The sequence below is a fragment of the Streptoverticillium reticulum genome (assembly GCF_047456005.1).
Taxonomy (GTDB): domain Bacteria; phylum Actinomycetota; class Actinomycetes; order Streptomycetales; family Streptomycetaceae; genus Streptomyces; species Streptomyces reticulum.
The window spans coordinates 925825-949372 of sequence record NZ_CP179755.1; the positions used below are offsets into that span (position 1 = coordinate 925825).

Consider the following 23548-nt stretch of genomic DNA (forward strand, 5'->3'; position numbering starts at 1 on the left):
AACGGGGGCAACTGGTGTGATCTGCAACGTTGCCGGCGCGGGCGAGTCACACATGGGGGAAATAATGATCAAGGTCGCCGCTGCGATCTCCGTTGCGCGCTGTTGCGCCGCACCCGCCTTCCGTCGCCGTCAGGGCGCCCGGGCACACTGATGGCGCCACTCCACGAGGAATCCGTGGGGCCCCGGCAATACCACGACACCTTTTCCCCGCCGCCCGGCGCGGCGGCCGAACGGGAATTGACCACACTGTCCGACATTCTCGGCAGGGTCGTTCAGGAAATCGTCGTCCGTATTCCTCGCCAGGGCACCTCCATGCCTTTTTCCCAGACCACCGAAAGGTGAGAAGTTGAGCGTCATAGACAAGTGCGCGGCCTACACCAGGGCACGTACGGCGCGGGAGAGCGGGCTGTATCCGTACTTCCTCGCGTTCGACGGCCGCGACGCGGGCACGGCACGCCTGGCGGACGGCCGGGAAGTGGTCATGTGCGGGTCCAACGACTACCTCGGACTGAGCACCGACCCACGGGTCACCGAGGCGGCCGCCGAGGCCGCCCTGCGGCACGGCGCGGGCTGCACCGGGTCGCGCTTCCTCAACGGCAACCTCGAACTGCACGACCGCCTGGAGCGGGAGCTGGCCGCCTTCTTCGGCAAGCCGGCCGCCCTGATGCTCACCACCGGCTACCAGGCCAACCTCGCTGCCGTCGCGGGCCTGTGCGGCCCGGGCGACACCCTGTTCGTCGACAAGGAGGCGCACGCCTCGCTCATCGACGCCGCCCGGATGAGCCGTGCCCGGATCCAGTGGTTCGCGCACAACGACACCGCGGCCCTCGCCGCGAAGCTCGACCGGCTCCCCGGGCGCGGCGGCCGCATGGTGATCGTCGACGGGGTCTACAGCATGGAGGGCGACCTCTGCCCGCTGCCCGAACTGGTCCGCGTCTGCGAGGAGTACGGCGCCACGCTCCTCGTCGACGACGCCCACGGGGCGGGCGTGCTCGACAAGGGCCGCGGCACCTGCTCGCACTTCGGCCTCACCGACCGGGTGCCGCTGATCACCCTCACCTTCTCCAAGGCCTTCGGCTCCATCGGCGGGGCCGTCCTCGGCGACGAGGACGTCATCGACTACCTGCGCCACAACGCCCGCAGCCTGATGTTCTCCGCGAGCGCGAGCCCCGCCAACGCCGCGGCCGCCCTGGAGTCGCTGCGCATCCTGCGCGCCGAACCCTGGCGGTGCAGCAGCGTCGTGGACAACGCGGACTTCATGCGCCGCGAACTGGCCGCGCTGGGCTACGAGGTGGGCGCGAGCACCACGCCCATCGTGCCCGTCGGCTCCGGGGACGAGCTCGCCACCCTGCGGGCCTGGCAACTCCTGGTCGACCAGGGCGTGTACGTCAACGCCGTGCTGCCGCCCGCCGCCTCCCCGCGCCTGCGCACCAGCTACACCGCGGTGCAGACCCGCGCCCAGCTGGACCGCGCCCTCCGCGGCTTCGCCGCGGTCCGGGAGCGGGTGCTGGGCGTGCCCGGCCAAGGCACGGCGCCCCGAGCCACCAGGTAGTGCGTCGACTGCAGGCCGTCTTCGGCTGGTCGCGCAGTTCCCCGCGCCCCTTACGGGGCCCCACCCACCGGAGCTGAAGCATGCCCACCGCACTCGTCACCGGAGCCACCGCAGGCCTGGGGAAGGCCTTCACCCGGGCCCTCGCCGAACAGGGCTGGGACCTGGTGCTCGTCGCCCGGTCCGGCACCGACCTCGAACGGCACGCCGCCCGCCTGGCCCTGGGCCACGGCACCCGTGTCGACGTGCTCCCCGCCGACCTCACCACGGACGAGGGCTGCGCCGCCGTCACCGCCCGGCTCGCCGGGGACCCCGCCGTCGACCTCCTCGTCAACAACGCCGGAATCGGCTACGAACGCCCCTTCCTCGACACCGGGATCGAGGCCGAGGAGAGACTGCTCGACCTCAACGTCCGCGCGGTGCTGCGGCTCACGAACGCCGCCCTGGAGCAGATGACGAAGCGCCGCTCGGGCGCGATCCTCAACGTCGCCAGCGTCGCCGGGCTCGGCCCCGCCTGGCTGAGCTCCACCTATCCGGCGAGCAAGGCCTGGATCATCGGCTTCACCGAGTCCCTGGCCACGTCCCGGCAGGTCCGCTCCGCGGGCATCCGGATGACGGCCCTGCTCCCCGGCTACACCAGGACCGAGTTCCACCAGCGCGCCGGCATCCCCACCACCTTCCCGCCCGCCTGGCTCTGGCTCGACGCCGACGACGTAGCCCGCACGGCGCTGCAGGACCTGCGCCGGGGCAAGGTGCTCAGCATCCCCAGCTCCCGCTACAAGATCGCCGCCTGGGGGCTGCGGCACCTGCCGCGCGCGCTCTCACGGAAGTTCGCGTGGGACATCAGCGGGCCTGCGCACTGAACCACGGGTCATCGCACCACGGCACAGAAGAACCATTTCATGGGGGACTTTTCATGACAGCTGTCTCTGCCGCCCCGCCGGCCACCCCGGCACAGCTCAAGCTGCACACGCACGCCCAGCTCTTCCCCGACGACGCGTCCTTCAACCTCTGCGGCGCGTTCCGCATCACCGGCGACGTCGACGTCGAGCGCCTGCGCACCGTGCTGGGCCGCCTCGGCGCCGGCATCCGCGCCCTCAACACCGCCTTCGAGCACCACGCCGGCACCGTACGGGCCGTGCACCGCCGCCCCGCGGAGGACCCGGCGGACCCCGCCGCGGCCGTACCGGTCACCGTGCTCGCGGGCGACGCCCGCACGGAGGTCGCCCGGCTGCTCACCGAGCAGGCCGACACCCCGCTGCCGCCCGACGCACCCCGGCAGTACGACTTCCGCATCTACCGGGACGACGAGGCCGTCTACCTCACGCTGCTCTTCTCCCACCTGGTCAACGACGGCTACAGCTTCTTCAACTTCGTCGCCGAACTCGAACGCCTCTACGCCGAGCCGCAGGCGGCCCTCTCCCCCGCGTGCGAGGACGACCCGGCCGCCCTGGTGCAGCCCTCCGCGCCCTCGCCCGCGGCCGTGGAGTTCTTCCGCGAGCGGCTGGGCCACCTCACCACGCTCGGCGACGACCGCCTCCGGGGCCGCCGGACCACGGGCGGCGCCCTGCGCGGCGAGGAACGCCGGCTGGAGCTGGGCGACGAGCTCAGCGCCGCCGTCCGCGCCCGGGCCAAGGAGCTCGGCTGCACGCCGTTCGCCTTCTTCCTCGCCGCCTACCTGGTCACCTACGCCCGCGTGACCGGCGGCCGCACCCTGGTCGCCGGGATCCCGCTGGCCAACCGCCGCGGCCTGCGCCAGCGGCAGGCGTTCGGCTACTACGTCAACACCCTGCCCCTGGCCGTGGACCTCCGTGCGCACGGCACCTTCGAGGACCTGCTGCGCACCGTGCAGTCCGCCAGCGTCGGCATGCTGCGCCACCAGGACCTCGACCTGAGTGCCGCCGCCCGTGAGGCGGCCCCGCGCATCGGCAGCGGGCTGCTGGCCACCGACAACGCCTTCACCTACTACAAGCAGCCGCTGGAGATCCGGCTGCCCGGCAGCACGGTGGAGTCGCTGCCGCTGCCGCGCCGTCTGGTGAAGTACCCCCTGTCGATGAACGTCGAGGACTACGGTGCGGCCTTCGCGGTCAACGTCGAGTGCTCGGACGAGCAGTGGGCCACCGACCCGCTGGCCGTGATGCACCACGTCGTGGAGCTGGCCGCCGAGGACCCCAAGCGCCGCCTGGAGGACATCCCCGCGCTCCCGCCCGCGGCACAGGCACGGCTGTTCGCCCTGGTCAACCCGGAGGCCGGGCAGGAGCCGCTCGCCGTTCCGGCCTCGCTGGCCGCCTGGTTCGAGGAGACCGCGCGCCGGCACCCCGGGCGCACGGCCGTCCGCGCCGAGGACGGCTCGCTCACCTACGCCGAACTCGACGAGCGCGCCGACCGCGTGGCCCGGCGGCTCACGGAACAGGTGCCGGGCAGCCACGTCGGCATCGCCATGCGCCGCGGGACGGACCTCGTGGCCGTCATCCTCGGCACGCTCAAGGCCCGCAAGACGTATGTGCCGTTGGACCCGCACTCCCCCGCCGCCCGGATCGAACAGATCCTGACGGCCTTCCCCGAGGGCATCGCGGTCGTCGAGGACGAGGTGCACTGGCCGTCCTCGGGCCTGCGCTCCCTCGCCTCCGGCGAACTCCTGGCCCCGGGCGCCGGAGGGGAGCGCCCTGCGGCCGGGAACGCCGGGGACGACCCGGAGACCTGCGCGTACGTCATCTTCACCTCGGGTTCCACCGGGCGCCCCAAGGGCGTCCAGGTCACCCACCGCAATGTGATGCGGCTGATGCGCGGCAGCGAGCGGCACTTCGGTTTCGGGCCGGGGGACACCTGGAGCCTGTTCCACTCCTACGCCTTCGACTTCTCCGTGTGGGAGATCTTCGGCGCACTGCTGTACGGCGGCACGCTCGCCGTGGTGCCCGAGACCTGCGCCAAGTCGCCCGACGCGTTCAAGGAGTTCCTGGTCCGGGAGCACGTCACCGTCCTCAACCAGACGCCGTCCGCCTTCTCCCAGCTGCTCAAGGTCCTCACGCCCGAGGACGCCGGGCGGCTGGCCGTGCGGACCGTGGTCTTCGGCGGCGAGGCGCTGCGCTACTCCGCCCTGCTGCCCTGGTACGAGATCATGGGCGAGCGGGCGCGGCTGGTGAACATGTACGGGATCACCGAGACCACCGTGCACGTCACCCACCACGCCGTCACCCCGGAGTACGCCCGCGGCGAGACCGCCTCGGCCATCGGGCGCCCGCTGCCCGACCTGACCGTCACCGTGGTCGACGAGGACGGCAACGTCTGCCCGCCCGGGGTGCCCGGCGAGATGGTCGTGGGCGGCGCCGGCGTGACCGCGGGCTACCTCGGCCGCCCCGAACTGACCGCGGAGCGCTTCCCGTTGCGGGGCGGCGAGCGGGTCTACCGCTCCGGCGACCTCGGCGCCGTGCGCCCCGACGGGACGCTCGTCCACCTCGGGCGGATCGACAAGCAGGTGCAGCTGCGCGGCTTCCGGATCGAGCTGGGCGAGATCGAGACCGCCCTGCTGGCGGTCGACGGGATCCGCGAGTGCACGGTGCGGCTGGACGAACGCGACCCGGAGCACCCGCAGTTGGTGGCCTTCGCGGCCGGCCCGGCCGTGCCGGACGACGCCGCGGTCCGGCAGATGCTGCGCGAGCGGCTGCCCGCGTACATGGTGCCCGCCCGCATCGTGCGGACCGCCGCGCTGCCGCTGACCATCAACGGCAAGGTCGACGAGGCGGCCCTGCCCTGGCCCGCCGCAGCCGCGGAAGCTGTGCAGGAAGGGCAGCAAGGGACAGCCTCCGGCTCGGCGTCCACCGAGGAGGCGGTGCGCGCGGTGTGGAACCGGGTGCTGCCGGGCGTCGCGTTCGGGCCGGACGACAACTTCTTCGACATCGGCGGCTCCTCGATGCACGTCGTCGAGGTGCACCGGCTGCTCCGCGAGGCGCTGGCCGCCCCGGGGCTGGAAATGATCGAGCTCTTCTCGCACACCACGGTGCGGCGGCTGGCCGCACACATCGACACCGCACGGGGGACGATCAATGACTGAGCAGGCACCGACCGGGCACGGCCCGGTGGCCGTCGTCGGCATGGCCGGGCGCTTCCCCGGCGCCGCGGACATCGGGGACTTCTGGGAGCAGCTGACGGGCGGCGCGGAGGCGGTCCGCCGCTTCACCCCGCAGGAGCTGGCGGATGCCGGGCTGTCCGAGGAGGAGGCGGCCGCGCCGAACCGGGTTCCCTACGGCGCCGATCTGGCGGATGCCGACCTCTTCGACGCCGGCTTCTTCGGCGTCACCCAGCGCGACGCGCGCCTGATGGACCCGCAGCACCGCGTCTTCCTGACCTGCGCCTGGCAGGCCCTGGAGGACGCCGGGCTGGCACCGGGCGCCGGCAGCGGACCGGTGGGGGTGTTCGCCGCCGGCAGCCTGAGCACCTATCTGCTCGCCAACGTGCTGCGCTCCGCCGAGTACGCCGATGCGGCGCTGTCGTACCCGGTGCTGCTCGGCAACGACAAGGACTTCCTGGCGACCCGGGTGTCGTACAAGCTCGACCTGCGCGGTCCGAGCATGAGTGTGCAGACCGCCTGCTCCGGCTCTCTCACCGCCGTGCACCTGGCGTGCGCGGCGCTGGCCCGCGGCGAGGTGCGGGCCGCGCTCGCGGGCGGGGTGAGCATCACCTTCCCGCAGACGTCGGGTTACGCCTACCAGGAGGGCGGCATCCTCTCCCGGGACGGTCACTGCCGGGTCTTCGACGCCCGGTCCGCGGGCACGGTCAAGGGCAACGGCTGCGGGGTGGTCGTCCTCAAGCGGCTGGAGGACGCCCTGGCCGACGGCGATCGCGTCTACGCGGTCGTCCGCGGGACCGCCGTCAACAACGACGGCTCCGACAAGATCGGCTTCACCGCGCCGGGTCCGGCCGGCCAACGGGCCTGCATCGAGGCCGCCCTGGCGGCCTCCGGCGTGCCCGCCGACGCCGTCGGGTACGTCGAGACCCACGGTACGGGCACCGCCGTCGGCGACCCGCTGGAGCTGGGCGCCCTGGCCGCCGCCTACCGGGCGGCGGGCGGCCCCGCCCCCGGCTGCCTCATCGGCAGCGTCAAGGCCAACATCGGTCACCTGGACGCCGCGGCCGGGGTGACCGGGCTGATCAAGGCGGCTCTCGCCCTGCACCACCGGACGGTGCCGCCGCAGATCAACTTCACCGAGCCCAACCCGCTGCTGAACGCCGCCGACCTGCCCTTCACCGTGCCGGCCACGGCCGTGGACCGCACCGTGGAGCCGCTGCGCGCGGCGGCCGTCAGCTCCTTCGGGCTCGGCGGCACCAACGCCCACGCCGTGCTCGAAGCGGCGCCCCCGGCCGGCGAGTTGCCCGACCCGGAGCCCGGCACGCGGTTCCCGGTCGTGCTCTCGGCCAAGGACGAGGAGGCGCTGACCGCCTCGGCCCGTGCACTGCGGGACGCCGTGGCGGGCGCGGAAGGCGCGGCCGCGGTGCGCGACATCGCGTACACGCTGCACACCGGCCGGTCCCGGATGACCTTCGGGCACGTCTTCACCGCCGCGACCGGCGACGAACTGCGCGCCGGCCTGGACGCCCTGCTCGACGGCGGCGCACGCGACGGCGAACTGCCCGCAACGGCCTGGGAGTCCGGCCCCGCCCGCAAGGTCTCCCTGCCCGGATACCCGCTGCGGCCGGAGCGGCACTGGATCGCACCGGACGCGCCCCGCCGCGAGGCACCGGCCGCCCCGGAGCCCGGACCCGCCGCCGTCCCGGTGGCGGACGGGGCCGAGGACGGGCTGCTGGAGCGCGTCATCGAGGTCCTGGAGTCCCACCTGGGCATGGAGGGGATCGCGCCCGACGACGACTACTACGACCTGGGCGGCGACTCCATGCTCGCCGTCGAGATCGTCAGCTCGCTGCGCGACCTGTTCGGCGTCGCGCTGGACATCGACGAGTTCGAGCAGCTGCGCACCCCCGACCAGATGGCCGGGCAGCTGCGCACCGCGCTCGCCGGCGGCGCGTCCCGGCACAGCGGCATCACCCGCATCCGGGAGGGCGAGGGCCGCACCGCCTACCTCGTCCACCCCGCGGGCGGCACCAACTTCCTCTACTTCAGGCTCGCCGCCCACTCGCGCTCCACGCCGCCCCTCGCGGCGCTGTCCTTTCCGTCCGACCCCGCCCGGCAGCCCGGCACCCTGCGGGACCTGGCCGCGCTGTACGTGGCGCGGATCCGCGACGAGCAGCCGGAGGGCCCGTACCGCATCGGCGGGTACTCCTTCGGCGGCAACGTCGCCTTCGAGATGGCGCTGCAGCTCCAGCAGGCGGGCCAGGAGGTGGAGCACCTGGTGCTGCTCGACGCCCACGTGCCGGAGAGCTACGTGGGCGGGCACGTGGACGCCGAGGACTTCGAGGCGGCGTTCCCGCTGCTGCTGGAGTCGGCCGCGCTGCGGGGCACCGACCCGCAGACGCTGCTCGACCGGGGCTTCCTCGCGGTGTGGCAGCACAACCACGACCTGCTCAAGGGCTACTACCCGGACCGCAGGTTCACGGGGGACATCGTGCTGCTGCAGGCGGAGCAGGCCGAGGGCGCCGCGCTGCTGGACGCGCTGCGGATCACGGCGCGCGACAAGTCGCTGTGGCAGCAGCACATCACGGGACAGCTGTCGGTCACCAAGGTCCCGGGCGACCACTTCACGATGTTCGACGAGGGCGACCACATCACCCGCCTCGGCGCGGCCTTCGACGAGGCCGTGGCCCGCTACGACGGAGAGCGGTGAGAACGCCGTGCTGAGTTACGGTTCGTACATCGACGGGCGGGAACACCCCGCGCAGCAGTGGGTCTACACCGTGCGGGCCTCGGCGATGCTCCGCGACTTCTTCGGCTCCTTCCGCCTCAAGCGCGGCCTGGAGCAGGGCCGGATCCGGCCCGAGGAGGCCGGGGACGAGGTGATCGGCCGCTGCGCGGTGGCCGACCGGCACGACGTCGAGGCGGCGGTCCGCTCCGCCGCCCGCGCCGCCGCCGAGTGGTCCACGGCACCGCTCGCCACCCGGATGAGTCTGATCGAGGTCTTCCACGACCTCGTCCGCGAGAAGCACGACGAGATCGTCGAGCTGATGATCGCCGAGGGCCACCCCCGGTCCCTGGCCCGCTGGGAGGCGGCCGGGATGATCGCCAACACCGGTGCGCAGACCCGGGAGTTCCTCGCCGGGCAGCTGGAGCACCGGGTGCGCACCGCCGAACGGGAGCTGACCGTGCGCCGGGTGGCCGACGGCGTCGTGTGCCTCAACCCGCCGCAGAACGCCACGGTCGCCAACGCACTGCTGGGGGTGTGGGTGCTCGCCGCGGGCAACGCCCTGGTGGTCCGGGCGCCGCGCAGTGCCCCCCTGGGGGTGATGCACGTCCTGCGCGAGCTGATCGCACCGGCGCTGGAGGCGGTGGGCGCGCCCGCCGCGGCCCTGTCCGTCCTCTGCTCCGATGCGCGGGCCACGCTGGACCAGTGGCTGGAGGACCCGCTGGTGGACGACATCATGTACTTCGGCGGCAGCGAGCAGGGGATCGCCTTCGGGGCCGCGTGCGTGGCCCACGGCAAGAAGCCGGTCCTCGAACTGGCCGGCAACGACATCTGCGTGGTGTGGCACGACGCGGACCTGGACCTGGCGGCCGAGGCGCTCGCCGAGTCGTTCCTGGGCTCCGGCCAGATCTGCATGGTGCCCAACTGCGCGGTGGTGCACCCGCGGATCGCCGACGCGCTGCTGGAGAAGCTGTGCGAGCGGGCCCGCCGCATCCGCCCGGGCTTCCCGGAGGCCGCCGACGCCCTGCTGTCCCCGGTGCTGCGCACCGACAGGTTCTTCGACGTCCTGCACCAGGCCCTGGCGGGCGGTGCCCGGCTCGTGGCCGGCGGGCGCAGGCTGGACGTCGACGGCGAACAGGACGACACCGGCGGGCTGTTCCTCGAACCCACCGTCCTGCGCGTCGACGGGCTCAAGGGCTCCCGCGACCTGGACGCCGTGCGGCACGAGACGTTCTTCCCGCTGCTGCCCGTCGTCGTCCCCGAGGACGGCACCGATGACGACGAACTGCTCGCCGCGATCGTGGCGTTCGTCAACGGCAACGCGTACGGGCTGCGCAACTCCCTGTGGACCTCGGACGACTCGGTCGTGGACCGGTGGCTCGCCGGGGTGCGCAACGGGGGCCTGCTGAAGGTGAACGACTCGCACGTGGGCTTCCTGCCCGTCCTGCCCACGCACGGGGGAACCGGCCTGACCGGCGGCCCCGGCGGCGAGGCCAACTACCCCGTGCTGCGCACCTCGCACCTGCAGGGCGTGAGCGTGGCGCGGAACGTACGGCGGCCGAGCGCCGCGGTGTTCGGGGACCCTGCCGAGGAGGCGACCGTCTGATGCGGACCATGGACAGCGCACGCGAGGCGTGCGAGAAGTTCCTGCCCGGCCTGGCCGGGGAACTGGGCGGTGTGCCGCTGCCGGTGCTGGAGGCGCCCGGCGGGCCGGGGCTGGACGCCTTCCGCCGGGCCGGCGGCCCGGGGCTGCTGATCCCGGGCGTGTACGGGGGCGGCGGGGCGGGCGCGCTGGAGGCCGTCCGCGTGGGCCGGGCGCTGGGTGCGCTGTCGCCCTCGCTCGGGGTGGCGACGGCCATGCACAACTTCTCGGTGGCGAGCCTGGTCGCGCTGGTGGGCTCGGCGGATGCGAGCGGCCTGGAGTGGATGCTCATCGAGGGCATCGCCCGGGACCGGCTGCTGGTCGCCTCGGGCTTCGCCGAGGGCCGCACCGGGTCCGGCATCCTGGACGCGTCGGTGACGGCGCGGCCCGTCGACGGCGGGTTCCTGGTCAACGGCTCCAAGAAGCCGTGCAGCCTGACCCGTTCGATGAACCTGCTCACCGCGGGCGTCGCGCTGCCCGCCGCGGACGGCGGGGAGGGGAGCGAACTGGGGGTCGCCCTGGTTCCGGCGGACTCCCCCGGCATCAGCAGGCGGCCGTTCTGGGAGGCGCCGTTCCTCGCGGGCGCCGAGAGCGACGAGGTGCTGCTGGAGGACGTGTTCGTCCCCGGCGAGCTGATGCTGCGCACGCAGACGGAGCTGGGCACCGGCCTGGACACCCTGCAGACCGTCGGCTTCGTCTGGTTCGAGCTGCTGGTGACCTCGGCCTACACCGGCGCGGTCGCCCGGCTCACGGAGACCGCGCTGGCCGCCGGGCGCGGTTCCGCCACGGACCGCGCGGCGCTGATCACGGGCATGGAGGCGGCCGCGGCCCTGGCCGAGCACGTGGCCCGCAGGGTCGACGACGGCCGGGTGGGCAACGAGGAGCTGGCCGCCTCGCTCACCGCCCGCTACGCGGTGCAGGAGCTGTTGGTGGACACCGCCGACCGGGCGGCCGAACTGCTGGGCGGGCTCGCCTTCGCCACGGCCCCCGACATCGGGCACCTGCTCGCCGTCAGCCGGGCCCTGGCCTTCCACCCGCCGTCCCGGTCGAGCACCGCCCAGGCCCTGGTCGACCACCACGCGGGCGCACCGCTGCGGGTGCAGTGAACAACGGAGGAGATCGGCAGTGACAGCACAGAACTCCGTGACCGGTGCGTCGGTCGCGGGCATGTACAAGGCCCACCTGAGCCGGGGCCGGGGCAAGCTCGGCGAGATGTTCGGCGGGCACGTCGAGGTCGCCTCGTCCGGCTCGCGGGTGCGCACCTCCGACGGGCGGGAGTTCCTCAACGCGGGCGGCTACGGCGTGTTCCTCACCGGCGCCTGCCATCCGCGCGTCGTGGCGGCCGTCGAGCACCAGGTGCGCACCCATCCGCTGGCCACCCGGCTGCTGCTGGAGCCGGTGGCCGCCCGGGCCGCCGCCGCGCTGGCCCGGGTCGCGCCGGAGGGCCTGGAGCGGGTGCACTTCACCAACTCGGGAGCGGAGGCCGTCGAGACGGCCCTGAAGCTGGCGCGCAGCCGCGGCCACCGCAGGATCGTCTCGACGGTGGGCGGCTACCACGGCAAGACGCTCGGCGCCCTGTCCGCCACCGGCAAGCCGCTCTACCAGGACCCGTTCCTGCCGCTGCTGCCGGACACGGTGCACGTGCCCTACGGGGACGCGGCCGCGCTGGCCGGGGTGATCGGCGACGACGGCTCGGACGCCGTGGTGATCGTGGAGCCGGTGCAGGGCGAGGCCGGGGTCGTGGTCCCGCCGGAGGGCTATCTGCGGGAGGTGGCCGCGGTGTGCCGGGCGACCGGGGCGTTCTTCGTCCTGGACGAGGTGATGACCGGGCTCGGCCGGCTGGGCCGCTGGTGGGGCGCGGACCGCGAGGGCGTGGTCCCGGACGTGCTGCTGGCGGGCAAGTCGCTCAGCGGCGGCGTGGTGCCGGTGGCCGCGGCCATCGCCACCCCGCAGGCGTTCGCGGCCTTCGACCGGGACCCCTTCGTGCACACCTCCACCTTCTCGGCGGCCCCGATCGCCATGGCCGCGGCAGCGGCGGCGATAGCCGTCATCGAGGACGAGGGCCTGGTGGAACGGTCGCAGCGGCTCGGCGCCCTGCTGCTGGAGCGGCTGCGCGCGCTGGTCGCGGAGCACTGCGGGCACCTGGTCCGCGAGGTCCGCGGGGTGGGTCTGCTGATCGGGGTGGAGTTCCATGATGCGGGCGGTGCCGGGGAGTTCCTGCTGGAGCTGCTGGAGCGGAACGTCATCGTCAACCACTCCCTCAACGCGCACTCCGTGGTGCGCTTCACCCCTCCCGCCGTGCTCACCGATGCGGAGGCCGGCGAACTGACGGAGGCGGTCGCGGGCGCCGCCCGGGCGCTCGGCGAGCGCTTCCCCGAACCATCCCGTGTGCCGGCGGCACGGACGAGGAGCAACTGAGATGCGATCGGTCGAGCTGGAATTCCGGGCCGTGGGCGCGAGCGCCCAGGAGGCCTACGACCGGGTGCGCGACTTCGCGCGCTACCCCGAACTCGTGGCCGCCGTGCGGAAGGTGACGGTGCACCCGGCCGAGGCCGGCAGGCCCCTGCTGAGCGACTGGGAGGTGGACTTCCGCAACGGCGTGCTGTGCTGGTCGGAGGAGGACGTCTTCGACGACACCGCGCTGACGATCACCTTCGGCCAGACCGAGGGCGACTTCGAGACGTTCGACGGCCAGTGGGAGATCCGTCCGGACGGCGCGGGCGCGAGTGTGGTGCGCTTCTCCGCGAAGTTCGACTTCGGGCTGCCGAGCCTGGCCGGGATCATCGACCCGGTGGCCGAGCGGGTGCTGCGCGAGACCATCACCGGCATCCTCCGGGCCCTGCTGGACCGGGAGGCCGACTGATGGACGCCGCGAACCGGTTCGAGTCACCGGTCACCTACCGGCTGCTGCGCGCCGAGTACACCGTGGGGCTGGCGATCAGCGCGGGGCTCCTGCTGTGGCACTGGCGGGACGTGAACTGGCCTGCCGCCGCCGCGCTCTTCGCCTACATCGACGTGATCGGCTACCTGCCCGGCGCCGTCGCCCACCACCGGGCCAAGGGCGGTGAGATCTCCCGGGTCTACTACGTCCTCTACAACACCATGCACAGCTGGCTGACGGCCGCCGCGGTGGTGGGGCTGTGGGTGTCGCTGTGGGGCTGGGAGTGGGCGCTGCTGGCCGTGCCGGTGCACTTGTGCGGCGACCGCGGCCTGTTGGGCAACTTCCTCAAGCCGTTCTCCGTCGAGTTCGAGCCCAAGGCGCACCCGGCGTTCACCGACTTCGAGGCGGCCCTGGCCGGCCGGCCCGCCGGGAGCCGCGGGTGAGCGCCCCGCCCGCGCCGTCGGCCACGGCCCGCGCGGTGGACCTGCTGAGCGCCCACGCCGACCACCCCAGCGCCGCCCTCGCCCTGAACCGGGACACCGGTCGCTATACGGGCCGGAAGGTGCCCGGTCTGATCGCCTACCGGCCCGGGCGGCGTCATGTGGTGCAGTTCGGCGGCCCGTTCGCCGCACCGGGCGAACGGGGGGCGCTGCTGGACGAGTTCCTGGCGCACCTGTCCGGGGGCGGGCGGCGCCCGCCGCTGCTGACCGCGGCCCAGGTCGGCCGGGACGACGTCACGCTGTACGCGGAGCGCGGCTTCTCGGTGAACCAGATCGGCAGCACGTACGGGATCGACCTGGGCCGCTTCACCCTGGGCGGCAAGGCGCTGGCCAAGGTGCGGCAGAACGTCAACCGGGCCCGCCGCGAGGGGGTCACCGTCGTCGAGACCGATCCCGGCGACCCGGGCGACCGGCGGGAGCTGGACGCCGTCGACACCGCGTGGCTGCGGGCGAAGGGCCGGCACGTGAAGGAGCTGGCGTTCCTCGTCGGCGAACGCGGCGGCCCCGCCGGGCCGTTGCGCCGCACGTTCCTGGCCCGGCGGCACGGCCGGACGGTCGGGTACCTCACCTACTCCCCGGTGTGGGGTGCCCGGCCCGGCTGGCTGTACGACCTGACCCGCCGCTCCCCGCAGGCCCCGGTCGGCACCGTCGAGCTGGTCAACCTCACCGCCCTGACCCGGTTCCGGGAGGAGGGCGCGCAGTGGCTGCACCTGGGGCTGACCCCGTTCGCCGGGCTGGCGGACGTGCACGAACCGCCCGCCGCCGGTCCACTGTTGACACGGGCGCTGCGGCTGGTCGCCCAGCACGGGCGGGCCGTCTACCCGGCCCGCACCCAGGAGGCGTTCAAGCTCAAGTGGGCGCCGCACACCGTCGATCCCGAGTACGCCGCCTTCCAGGGCGGCGTCCGCCCGTCCGCCGTCTGGCACCTGCTGCGCACCACCGGCGCCGTGTGACCGGCACAGCCCCGCCACCGACCACCCCGATTCCGAGGAAGGCACACCATGACCCAACTCCCCGTCGAGGCCGACTGGGACCGCGCCCCGAGCGTGCTCGAGGGCGCCCGCACCCTGGAGCTGACCGCGCAGCAGTGCGCCCTGCCGTACTGGTTCGAGCACGTCGCCGGGACGATGCTGCGCCGCCTCGCGGACGGCTCGGTGGCGGACGCGGGTCCGACGGAGGCCGTGCGCCGTCCGGGGCCGCTGCGCGAGGCGCTCGTGGACGAGTTCACCTTCCGGCACCTGGCCGAGGAGAAGGCCACCCGCGCGCTGTCGTTCCTCGTGTACCACGCCCCCGGGCGGGACTGCCTGGAGTTCTTCGCCACGCAGCTGGTCGACGAGGCGCGGCACGCCCGGGCGTTCCGGGACCACCTGCTGCGGGTGGACGTCTCCGAGGAGGAGCTGGCGGCGGAGGTGGCCCGGACGGCGGCGACCTCGGCGGCCGCCGTGCTCGATCCGCTGGAGGAGTTCGGCCTCCGGGTGCTGCGCGACCAGGGCGACTTCCACGGCGGCGTGCTGGTGCTGACCGTGCTGGTCGAGGGGATCCTGGCCCCCGCCGCCGAGCTGAGCGAGCGCAAGTGGCGCCCGCTGGACCCGTCCGCGGCCCTGGTCGAGCGGGGCGCCAACATGGACGAGATACGCCATCTCGCGGTCGGCAGCTCCGTGGTGCGGCAGTACCTGACGGAGCGTCCCGGGGAGCGGCCGCGACTGCTGGAGATCATCGAGGAGGGGCGCCGGCTGTGGGAGAAGCTGCCCATGGCCGAGGTGCTGTTCCGCCGGGAGACGCTCTTCCAGCAGGGCCTCGCCGAACACGGGCACCTGGTCGGCGACTACGAGATCTGGCCGGGCCGCAGGCTGGTCGACACCGGCGTCGAGGAGCGGATGGAGGCGGCCGACCGCTGGTCCCGCGAGACGCAGGACGCGCGTCTGGCGTACATGCTGCTGGACGGGGCCGCCCGGTGAACGCCGCGCCGCAGGAGCCGGAACGGCTGGTGGTGCCGCTGCCCGGCGGCGCCGCGGCCCGGGTGGTGGCGCAGGTCACCGTGCCCGCCGCGGAGCCGCGGGCGGTGGTCGTGCTGTGGCCGGCGTTCGCCGTGAAGGCGTCGTACTACGCGCCGTTCTGCGCCGAACTGGCGGGGCTGGGCATCGCGACGGTCGCCGCCGACCTGCGCGGCCAGGGCGAGAGCGGGCCGCGTCCGGGGCGCGGCTCCCGGTACGGCTACCAGGAACTGGCCACGCGGGACTGGCCGGCCGTGGTGGCCGCGACGCGGGAGCGGTTCGGCCCGGATGTGCCCTTGTTCGTGCTGGGCCACAGCATCGGCGGCCAGGTGACGGCGCTGTACGCGGCGCGCGAACCCAAGGGCGTGGCCGGGCTGCTGTTCGTGGCCGCGGGGTCGGTGCACTTCCGCGGCTTCCCCGGCGCCGGGGCCCTGCGGGTGCTGCTGAGCACCCAGTTCGCCGCGGCCGTCGCCACGCTGTGGGGCTACTTCCCGGGCCACCGGCTGGGATTCGCGGGGCGGCAGCCGGGCCGGCTGATCCGGGACTGGGCGAGGATCGGCCGCACGGGCCGCTTCCGGCCGTCCGGTGCCGACATCGCGTACGAGCAGCGGATGGCACAGGTGCAACTGCCGGTGCTGGCCGTCTCGGTCGCGGGGGACACGCTCGCGCCGGTGGGTGCGGTGGAGCGGCTGTGCGCCAAGCTGGCGTCGTGCTCCGTCGAGCGCTGGCACTTCGCCCCGGAGGACGGCGCGCGGGTCGACCACGTGCGCTGGGCCCGGGCCGGCGGTCCGCTCGCCGCACGCATCGGCGAATGGATCGCCGAACGAACGGACGGATAGGAACGGGCTGTTGGGAAGCGCCCTGGTGCTGGCCGGGGAATCCGCCGCCGTGCTGGACCGGCTGCAGGACGTCCGTGCCGCGTTCACCGCCGCCGAGCACGCCCGCGCCGGGCGCTTCCGCTCCCCCGCCGCCCGGGACGACTACGTCGCCGCGCACCTGCTGGTGCGGTCCTGCGCGGCGCGGGTCGCCGGAGTGCCTCCGACTTCACTGACACTGCGTCACTTGTGCCCGGGGTGCGGCGGATCGGATCACGGGCGGCCCTACGTTCCGGAGTTGCCCGGAATCTCGGTCAGTCTCAGCCATACGCGCGGCCATGTTGCGGCCGTCGCCGGGGAGGGCGACGTCGCGGTGGACGCCGAGGCGGTGCGGCCGGGCGCGCCCTCTGCCGCCGTGTGCCGTCAGGCGCTCACCGCCGCGGAAGCGGCGGCCGTCGTCGCGGACACCCGGCCGGGTGTCGCATTCGCCCTGCGCTGGACGTACAAGGAGTGCATCGTCAAGTTGGGCGAGGCCTCCCTCGGCACCCTGCACCACATCGAGACACCGTCCGGCCTGTTTCCGGCCGACATCCCCGTACAGCACGCCGGCCGCTGGGTGCTGCAGTGGGGCGCCGACCAGGGCACCGTCTGCGGCACCGCGCTGACCTCCGGCATTCCGGCACTTGAAAATTTGAACACCTGCAACATGCCAACGTTGCGCCGGTGTTAACATCCGCAACAGAACGATCCGTATCGTTCACATCCGGCGAGGCCTCGACGGCCCGTGGCACCAGCATGAGAGAGCAGCGCTGATGGGACAGAAGAGGATTCTCCAGCAAGTAACCGATTTCACCGGCGAACACCGGCGGGACCTCGACGCCCGCCGGCGCATCCTCGCCGCCACGCTGCGCCTGCTCGCCCAGCACGGTTACACCAAGCTGACCATCGGCGGCGTGGCCACGGAGGCCTCCGTGGGCAAGGCCACGATCTACCGGTCCTGGCCCAACAAGGCCGCCCTCGTGCTCGACGCGGTCCGCGACCAGCTGCCCGCCGTGCCGAGCGCGGCCACCGACGACAGCCGGGCCGAACTGCTCGCCGTCGCGGGCACGCTGGCCGAGCTGTTCGGCTCCTCGAAGCTGCGGGCGGTGCTCCTCGCCCTCGTCGCGGACTCGGCCGACAACTCCGAACTCGGGCGGCACCTGAAGGAGGACCTCATCGAGGGCCGCAAGGCGGCCTCCCGCGAGGTCGTGGTCCGCGCAGTCGAACGCGGGCTGCTCCCACCGGACACGGACGTCTCCCTCGTCCTCGACTCCTGGGCGGGCACCATGCTCTTCCGCAGCCTGTTCTCCGAGAAGAGCCTCGACGAGGAGACGGTCCGCCGCGTCGTGGACGCGACCCTGGCTTCGCCGCCGCGACTGCCGGGTACGTGACGCCCCGTCAGGGGGCGTGCCCCGTAAGGGGCGCGGGGAACTGCGCGACAAGCCCCCACCGGCCTGCAGCCGACGCGCTACCCCAGGGGTCCGGGGCGAAGCCCCGGGGACCTCGGCTGCGGGCGCGTCGTGGCCGGTCGCGCAGTTCCCCGCGCCCCTGACGGGGCGCCCCTCTACGAGGCGCGAGCGTGTCCGCCATGTGGCGATCCCGTGTCAGGCGCCCCCGATCCGGATGCGACCTACACACACCTGGGTACGGTCGGTTCCAGCCGCGGCGCACCCGGCCGCGGCGATCCCCTGCCCGGAAGGACCCCCGTGCGCGTACCCCACCGCCGCCGGGCGATAGCGGCCCTCGTCGCCTCCGCCGTCGCCACCCCCCTGCTGCTCGCCGCCGCCCCGTCCGCCGAGGCGCGTCCCACGACGGCGGACCGTCAGCACAGACAGGCCCGGCAGCTGGCGGACAGATTGGTCCACACGTCCTCGGCCCGGAGCGCCTACCGCCATCTGCAGAAGTTCCAGCAGCTCGCCGACGCCAACGGCGGCAACCGCGCCGCCGGCACCTCCGGCCACGAGGCCTCCACCGCGTACGTCTCCTCCCTGCTGAAGAAGGCCGGTTACGACGTCTCGTACCAGAACTTCGAGATCTGGCAGGCCAAGACGCTCACCGAGAAGCTCTCGGTCGTCTCCCCGCAGCCGCGCGACCTCACGGTGTCGGCGTTCACCTTCTCCCCGTCCACGCCCGAGGGCGGCATCGACGCCCCCGTCGCCGTCGCCCGCGCGGACAAGGACCCCGGCTGCTCCCCCGACGACTACGCGACCGGCGCCTTCACCGGCAGGATCGCCCTCGTCGAGCGCGGCGGCTGCACCTTCGCCGAGAAGCAGGCCGCCGCCGCCCGGGCGGGGGCCGTCGGCGCCGTCATCTACGACAACGACGGCCAGGGCGCCGTGCACGGCACCTTCGGCAGCCCCGCCGAGGGCCGCATCCCCACCGCGGGCGTCTCCCGGGCGGACGGCGAGGCCCTGGCCGCGGCCGCCAAGGACGGGGTCACGGTGCACCTGGACATCCGGCAGGAGCACTCCAGGAAGCAGACCCGCAACGTCATCGCCGAGACCAGGGGCGGCAGCGCCGACCACGTGGTCGCCCTCGGCAGCCACCTCGACTCGGTGCCCGCGGGCCCCGGCATCAACGACAACGGCTCCGGCTCCGCGGGCCTGCTGGAGGTCGCGCTCAAGCTCGCGAAGGAGACCCGCAAGCCCGGCCGGCAGCCGGCGAACAAGGTCCGCTTCGCCTGGTGGTCCGGCGAGGAACTCGGCCTGCTCGGCTCCGACTACTACGTATCCCACCTCGACGCCGAGCAGCGGAAGCAGATCGCCCTCTATCTCAACTTCGACATGATCGCCTCGCCCAACCCGGTCGAGTTCGTCTACGACGGCGACGACTCCGACCACAAGGGCTCGGGCCCCGGCCCCAAGGGCTCCGCGCAGATCGAGCGGCTGATCAACGGCTATCTGGACCGCCGCCACCAGCCGCACGAGGGCACCGACTTCGACGGCCGGTCCGACTACGGGCCGTTCATCGGGGCCGGCATCCCGGCCGGCGGCACCTTCACCGGCGCCGAGGGCATCAAGACCGAGGAGCAGGCCCGGCGTTACGGCGGCACGGCCGGCACCGCCTACGACCCCCACTACCACGCCACCGGCGACACCCTCCGCAACCTGGACCTCAAGGCCTTCGACACCAACATCGACGTCATCGCGCACGCCGTCGGCACCTACGCCCACGACCTGAGCTCGCTCGACGAGCCGGTCAGGAACTGACCAGCACGTTGACCAGCGCCCCGTGCCCGTACATGCTCACGATCCCGCTCTCGCCGGAGGCGAAGAAGCGGACGAGGCAGCCGGCGGGCCGACCGGCGACGATGTACGGGCCGAGGAGCGGGGCGATCGTCGTCTGGCGCGTCCCCGCCTCCGTTCCGTCCGTGAGCCCGGCCGCACAGCGGCCGGGCTCGACGTATTCCTGCGCAACGCTGTCCTCCTCCCGCACGGCCGACTCGACGGCATCGGCCCAGACGGCAGGGTCGGTCGACGGACCCAGGAGCACGCCGTCGCCGCACATCCCCACGGCCTTCTTCAGCACGAACGACTCCCGCCTGCGCACCAGCAGTTCGCCCAGGCCGTACGTCCGCCCGTGCCAGACGACCTCGCGGTCCCCGGTGACCCGGGTCCACGGCAGGTAGCGGCGCACGAACTCCCGTTCCGCGCCGGTCATCCATGGCCGTCCCTCCGAAACCCAGCCGAGAACCTTCTTGTTGGAGACGAGGTAGGCGGTCTGCGGGGCGAGGAAGAGGCACCCGGCGTCGAGGGCACGGCGCACCGGGGCGAGGTCGATGCCGTGGTGCCGCCACTCGGCGACGGTGAAGTGCCGCAGCCCGACGGGGTACCGGAAGCGGCCGTCGGCGCCGTGGCCGTGGTACAGGTCCTCGGGTTCGAAGAACTCGGCGGCGAAGCCGTGCCGCCGCAGGTGCTCCACTTCCAGGTCGAAGTAGCGGGTGCCGTGCACGCCCGGCAGGTCGCGGACGGTGCCGAGCAGCGCGACGCCGCGTTCGGCGCCCGACTCGGCGCAGACGGACTCGAAGAGCCGCCTGCGCTCGGCGAAGAGGGAGTGGCTGCGGAAGGGGAGCCGCCCGCCGTCCGGGCCGTCGGCGTGCAGGCGGCGCCAGGTGCGGGTGAGCACGTGGGTGTGCACGGCGCCGCCGACCGCGCCGCCCACGTTGACCTCCAGGAACTGCGGTCCGTCGGCCCCGATCACCACGTCCGGGCGGGCCATGCAGGCACAGTGGCGCTCCTCCCTGCGGTCGTCGATGAACAGCGGGTGCAGGGTCTCGTCCACCGCCAGTGCGGCCATGCGCTCCTCACGGTTGCGGCCGGCGGCGAGGATCGCCCTGCGCAGGAGGGCCGTCAACCGGGCCGAGGCGGCGTAGAGTTCGGCGGCCGAGGCGGGCGGCACGGTCAGCGGCCGGGTGGCGACCTGGGCGCCGTTGAACCCCACGTCGCGCATCGCATGCACGAAGGTCTGCCGGAGCTCCTCGGCGCCGATCCGGGCGGGGGGAGGCAACTCATCCGTGCCGAACCATGGATGACGGCCCGTCATCGGGACACCATCTGAAGGAAGGCGTCCAGTCCGAGGTGCCGGGCGCGGAGGATGCCGGGGCACTGCCAGGCCAGGTCGGTGCGGGGCGGCCGGTCCGCGTCATGGAAGTACAGGGCCTCGAAGCCGCCCGCCTCGAAGCCGCCCGCCGCGAGGGCGACGACCGGGTTGGCCACGAGGAGGTCCCGCACGCCCGGGGTGTCGCGGACGACGCGCAGCACGAGCCGCTTGCCGCCGAAGTGGTCGGCGGGCAGTCGGCATTCGGGGTGGAAGCGCTGTTTGAACTGGAAGATGCCCTTGCTGAGGAACGGTTCGCAGCCCGAGAGGTCGACGTGCGTCATCCCGTGCGTGCAGGCCCACTCCAGGGCGAAGTGCGTGAGCGCCCTGGCGGCGCCGCTCGCGTAGTGCTCCTCGGCCCCGTCGAGGACGCCGAGCAGCCGCATGGTCAGGGTCCGGGAGTGCGCCGGGCGGGCGCACAGCACTCCGGCGACCGGGGTGCCGTTCTCGACGACGAAGAAGAGCGCCCCGCGCCGGAAGAGGCATTCGTAGGCGAGGTCGGGCGGCAGGCTGCGGGTCGCGCATCCGTGCCTGCGGCGCATGGTCGGCAGGTGCATCCGTTCGTAGAAGTGGTCGAACGCCCAGGGGCCGGTGGCCCGTTCCCAGGTCCAGCCCCGTTCCCGGCGGTGGACGGCGAAGCTGCGCCGCTCCCGCCGGGAGATCCGCGCGTGCAGCGCCTCGGTGCCCTCGCCGACCGGGACGACGAGGCGCACCCGGAAGGGCAGCAGGAGCGTGGCCGGGGGCAGGTCGGGCACGGTCCGGGCCGTCGTGCCGCGCAGCAGGATGTCGGCGGGCGCGTCGTCGGTGCCGGCTGCCGCGGTGGGGACGCCCTGCTGCCGCAGGAACTCCAGGACGTGGCGCGGCCCTTCGCCCAGCCCCGCGTAGCTCAGGCGTACGGGGCCGGCGGGCAGCGAGCGGGCGCGCACGGGCCGGTGGCGGCCGCGGGCGCCGTCCCAGCCGCAGCGGACGGGGGCCAGGCGGCGGCCGGTGTCCCACGCGTACCGGGCGTGCAGGGCGGTGCGGGAGGGCAGCGGGGCGCGGGGCGGCGCCGGGGAGTTCACGGCGCCCCCTGGACCACGGGCCGGTAGACGGAGATGCAGCGCCGGGTGTCGGGCCGTACGGCGCCGCCCTGCCAGCCCGGCCAGCGGTCTTCGAGGGTCAGCCCGGCGGCCGCGGCCATCAGGTCCATCTCGGACGGCCACACGTAGCGGATGACCGAGCGGTACGGAGTGACGCCGCCGTTCTCGACGACCATGGTCTGGCGTTCCATGATCTGGGTGACCGGGTCGCAGCGGACCACGGAGAAGCGGAAGCGGTCCGGCCCGGTGTGCAGGTGGCGCACGGAGGAGCCGCTGCCGACGGCGTCGGGGATCTGGTGGTCGACGACGAAGCGCCCGCAGGGGCCGGCCAGGTGGCGGGCGGCGACGGCGAAGCAGGCGGTCTGGCGGCGCTGGTCGGGCACGCAGAAGAGGCTGTTGAAGACGGAGTAGACGAGCGCGAAGCGGCGGCCGAGGTCGCAGTCGGTCATGTCGGCGAGTTCGGTGCGGACGAGCTGCGCGCCGGGTTTGGCGCGGAGCCGCCGCAGCATGTCGGGCGAGGTGTCGACGCCGTGGACGCTGATGCCGCGCGCGGCGAGGGGGATGGCGATGCGGCCGGTGCCGACGCCGAGTTCGAGGGCGCCGCCGTCGCGCCCGTAGCGGGCCAGGACCTCGACGGCCCCTGCGCCGTCGTCGAAGTCCAGGGAGTACCAGTCGTCGTAGACGTCGCCGAACGTCCTGCCGTAGTCGTCATCGTGGTGCGTCGCCACCGGCGGTGCCTCCGTTCCCGTCGTGCGCCGGCCGGAGCCGTGCGAGGTGCGGCAGGGCGGCCGCGACGACCGCGTCGAACGTCCCGGCCTGTCCGGCGAACACCCCGGACGGGCGGGGCCGGTGGAGGACGAGGTCGGTGAAGCCCAGCGCCGCGCAGTCGGCGGCGAAGGCGGTGAGCCGGTCGGCCGAGTCCGTCAGGCCGGGGAGCAGACGGCTGCCGAGGACGATGCGGTCCAGGGTCACCGGGTCCCTGCCCGCCCGCGTGCAGGCCTCGTCCAGGGCACGGGTCTGCCGTGCCAGCAGCGGCAGGACGCCGGAGGCGGGCAGCTCGCCCGGCCGGGCCGCGTCGCCCGCGGTGATCCAGGCCTGACCGTGGCGCGCCGCCAGGTGCATGCCGCGCGGCCCGGTCGCCGCGACCGCGAAGGGGATGCGGGGCTGCTGGATGCAGCCGGGCACCGTGCGTGCCTCCCGGGCGGCGTAGTACGCGCCGTCGTGGTCGGTGGCCTGCTGCCGCAGGAGGCGGTCGAGGAGGTCGACGAACTCCTCGAAGCGGCCCGTGCGTTCGCGCGGTGGCAGCACGGGACCGCCCAGGGCCTGGGCGTCGAAGCCGTCGGCGCCCGCGCCGATCCCCGCGGTGATGCGCCCGCCCGCGATGTGGTCGAGCGTCATCAGCTCCTTGGCCAGGACGACGGGGTGCCGGAAGTTCGGGGTGGCCACCAGGGGGCCGATGCGGATCCGGCGGGTGACCGCGGCGACGGCGGCCAGCAGCGGGACCGAGCCGAACCACGGCGCGTCGCGCAGCGACCGCCAGGTCAGGTGGTCGTAGGTCCAGGCGTGGTCGAAGCCGGCCTCCTCGGCGCCCTGCCAGATCTCCCGGGCCTGCGGCCACGGGTGTTCGGGAAGGATGACGACTCCCGTGCGCATCGGGCCGCC

General features: G+C 73.8%; 19 protein-coding genes. 15 read left to right on the forward strand and 4 right to left on the reverse strand.

What is annotated here, in order from left to right:
* Positions 1-346 precede the first annotated feature (346 nt).
* The 15 genes from ACMATS_RS04145 (at position 347) to ACMATS_RS04215 (ending at position 19420) form a co-directional block, all read left to right on the forward strand.
* The gene (locus tag ACMATS_RS04145; protein ID WP_414166916.1) at positions 347-1552 is read left to right on the forward strand and encodes an aminotransferase class I/II-fold pyridoxal phosphate-dependent enzyme; all 1206 of its coding nucleotides are present in this window, start codon (positions 347-349) and stop codon (positions 1550-1552) included.
* Between the two features lie 80 nt (positions 1553-1632).
* A complete protein-coding gene (locus tag ACMATS_RS04150; RefSeq protein WP_390778795.1) occupies positions 1633-2412 on the forward strand; it encodes an SDR family NAD(P)-dependent oxidoreductase in 780 nt (259 codons plus the stop codon).
* A 53-nt stretch (positions 2413-2465) separates the two neighbouring features.
* The gene (locus ACMATS_RS04155; protein ID WP_414166917.1) at positions 2466-5600 is read left to right on the forward strand and encodes a non-ribosomal peptide synthetase; all 3135 of its coding nucleotides are present in this window, start codon (positions 2466-2468) and stop codon (positions 5598-5600) included.
* Positions 5593-8325, forward strand: coding sequence for a beta-ketoacyl synthase N-terminal-like domain-containing protein (locus ACMATS_RS04160; protein WP_414166918.1), 2733 nt, complete (start codon positions 5593-5595; stop codon positions 8323-8325). The genes ACMATS_RS04155 and ACMATS_RS04160 overlap by 8 nt, the downstream gene beginning before the upstream one ends.
* Positions 8326-8332: 7 nt before the next feature.
* Complete coding sequence (locus ACMATS_RS04165; RefSeq protein WP_414166919.1) at positions 8333-9946, forward strand: aldehyde dehydrogenase family protein; 1614 nt, start codon at positions 8333-8335, stop codon at positions 9944-9946.
* Positions 9946-11088 carry an acyl-CoA dehydrogenase family protein gene (locus tag ACMATS_RS04170; protein ID WP_414166920.1) on the forward strand — a complete coding sequence of 381 codons (1143 nt, stop codon included), beginning with the start codon at positions 9946-9948 and terminating at the stop codon, positions 11086-11088. Before ACMATS_RS04165 ends, ACMATS_RS04170 begins: the two co-directional genes overlap by 1 nt.
* Positions 11089-11149: 61 nt before the next feature.
* Positions 11150-12400: an aspartate aminotransferase family protein gene (locus ACMATS_RS04175; RefSeq protein ID WP_414170653.1), complete on the forward strand. Its 1251-nt coding sequence runs from the start codon at positions 11150-11152 to the stop codon at positions 12398-12400.
* Between the two features lies 1 nt (position 12401).
* Positions 12402-12845, forward strand: a complete 444-nt coding sequence (locus ACMATS_RS04180) for a type II toxin-antitoxin system RatA family toxin (protein ID WP_414166921.1) — start codon at positions 12402-12404, stop codon at positions 12843-12845.
* The gene (locus ACMATS_RS04185) at positions 12845-13306 is read left to right on the forward strand and encodes a hypothetical protein (RefSeq protein WP_390778789.1); all 462 of its coding nucleotides are present in this window, start codon (positions 12845-12847) and stop codon (positions 13304-13306) included. The genes ACMATS_RS04180 and ACMATS_RS04185 overlap by 1 nt, the downstream gene beginning before the upstream one ends.
* Positions 13303-14316: a bifunctional lysylphosphatidylglycerol flippase/synthetase MprF gene (locus ACMATS_RS04190; RefSeq protein ID WP_414166922.1), complete on the forward strand. Its 1014-nt coding sequence runs from the start codon at positions 13303-13305 to the stop codon at positions 14314-14316. The genes ACMATS_RS04185 and ACMATS_RS04190 overlap by 4 nt, the downstream gene beginning before the upstream one ends.
* Before the next feature lie 48 nt (positions 14317-14364).
* A complete protein-coding gene (locus ACMATS_RS04195; RefSeq protein WP_414166923.1) occupies positions 14365-15321 on the forward strand; it encodes a VlmB-like protein in 957 nt (318 codons plus the stop codon).
* Positions 15318-16196: an alpha/beta fold hydrolase gene (locus ACMATS_RS04200; RefSeq protein WP_414166924.1), complete on the forward strand. Its 879-nt coding sequence runs from the start codon at positions 15318-15320 to the stop codon at positions 16194-16196. The genes ACMATS_RS04195 and ACMATS_RS04200 overlap by 4 nt, the downstream gene beginning before the upstream one ends.
* Positions 16197-16206: 10 nt before the next feature.
* Complete coding sequence (locus tag ACMATS_RS04205) at positions 16207-16902, forward strand: 4'-phosphopantetheinyl transferase family protein (protein ID WP_390778785.1); 696 nt, start codon at positions 16207-16209, stop codon at positions 16900-16902.
* Positions 16903-16984: 82 nt separating this feature from the next.
* The gene (locus ACMATS_RS04210; RefSeq protein WP_390778784.1) at positions 16985-17602 is read left to right on the forward strand and encodes a TetR/AcrR family transcriptional regulator; all 618 of its coding nucleotides are present in this window, start codon (positions 16985-16987) and stop codon (positions 17600-17602) included.
* A 315-nt stretch (positions 17603-17917) separates the two neighbouring features.
* Positions 17918-19420 (forward strand): M28 family metallopeptidase, encoded by a 1503-nt coding sequence (locus ACMATS_RS04215; protein ID WP_414166925.1) that lies wholly within the window; start codon positions 17918-17920, stop codon positions 19418-19420.
* Here the strand turns inward: ACMATS_RS04215 and ACMATS_RS04220 are convergent.
* The 4 genes from ACMATS_RS04220 to ACMATS_RS04235 are packed head-to-tail and all read right to left on the reverse strand — an operon-like array spanning position 19410 to position 23539.
* Positions 19410-20753 (reverse strand): hypothetical protein, encoded by a 1344-nt coding sequence (locus tag ACMATS_RS04220; RefSeq protein ID WP_414166926.1) that lies wholly within the window; start codon positions 20751-20753, stop codon positions 19410-19412. The genes ACMATS_RS04215 and ACMATS_RS04220 overlap by 11 nt on opposite strands.
* Positions 20750-21868 carry a hypothetical protein gene (locus ACMATS_RS04225; protein WP_414166927.1) on the reverse strand — a complete coding sequence of 373 codons (1119 nt, stop codon included), beginning with the start codon at positions 21866-21868 and terminating at the stop codon, positions 20750-20752. Before ACMATS_RS04225 ends, ACMATS_RS04220 begins: the two co-directional genes overlap by 4 nt.
* Positions 21865-22614, reverse strand: a complete 750-nt coding sequence (locus tag ACMATS_RS04230; protein WP_414166928.1) for a class I SAM-dependent methyltransferase — start codon at positions 22612-22614, stop codon at positions 21865-21867. The genes ACMATS_RS04225 and ACMATS_RS04230 overlap by 4 nt, the downstream gene beginning before the upstream one ends.
* Positions 22595-23539 carry an LLM class flavin-dependent oxidoreductase gene (locus tag ACMATS_RS04235; RefSeq protein WP_414166929.1) on the reverse strand — a complete coding sequence of 315 codons (945 nt, stop codon included), beginning with the start codon at positions 23537-23539 and terminating at the stop codon, positions 22595-22597. The genes ACMATS_RS04230 and ACMATS_RS04235 overlap by 20 nt, the downstream gene beginning before the upstream one ends.
* Positions 23540-23548: the final 9 nt, after the last annotated feature.

Excerpts from the sequence above, each read along its gene's own strand:
- ACMATS_RS04160 (WP_414166918.1), top strand. The coding sequence starts at position 5,593 with ATGACTGAGCAGGCACCGACCGGGCACGGCCCGGTGGCCGTCGTCGGC.
- ACMATS_RS04185 (WP_390778789.1), top strand. The coding sequence starts at position 12,845 with ATGGACGCCGCGAACCGGTTCGAGTCACCGGTCACCTACCGGCTGCTG.
- ACMATS_RS04175 (WP_414170653.1), top strand. The coding sequence starts at position 11,150 with ATGTACAAGGCCCACCTGAGCCGGGGCCGGGGCAAGCTCGGCGAGATG.
- ACMATS_RS04220 (WP_414166926.1), bottom strand. The coding sequence starts at position 20,753 with ATGACGGGCCGTCATCCATGGTTCGGCACGGATGAGTTGCCTCCCCCC.
- ACMATS_RS04170 (WP_414166920.1), top strand. The coding sequence starts at position 9,946 with ATGCGGACCATGGACAGCGCACGCGAGGCGTGCGAGAAGTTCCTGCCC.
- ACMATS_RS04180 (WP_414166921.1), top strand. The coding sequence starts at position 12,402 with ATGCGATCGGTCGAGCTGGAATTCCGGGCCGTGGGCGCGAGCGCCCAG.
- ACMATS_RS04150 (WP_390778795.1), top strand. The coding sequence starts at position 1,633 with ATGCCCACCGCACTCGTCACCGGAGCCACCGCAGGCCTGGGGAAGGCC.
- ACMATS_RS04155 (WP_414166917.1), top strand. The coding sequence starts at position 2,466 with ATGACAGCTGTCTCTGCCGCCCCGCCGGCCACCCCGGCACAGCTCAAG.
- ACMATS_RS04210 (WP_390778784.1), top strand. The coding sequence starts at position 16,985 with ATGGGACAGAAGAGGATTCTCCAGCAAGTAACCGATTTCACCGGCGAA.
- ACMATS_RS04195 (WP_414166923.1), top strand. The coding sequence starts at position 14,365 with ATGACCCAACTCCCCGTCGAGGCCGACTGGGACCGCGCCCCGAGCGTG.
- ACMATS_RS04235 (WP_414166929.1), bottom strand. The coding sequence starts at position 23,539 with ATGCGCACGGGAGTCGTCATCCTTCCCGAACACCCGTGGCCGCAGGCC.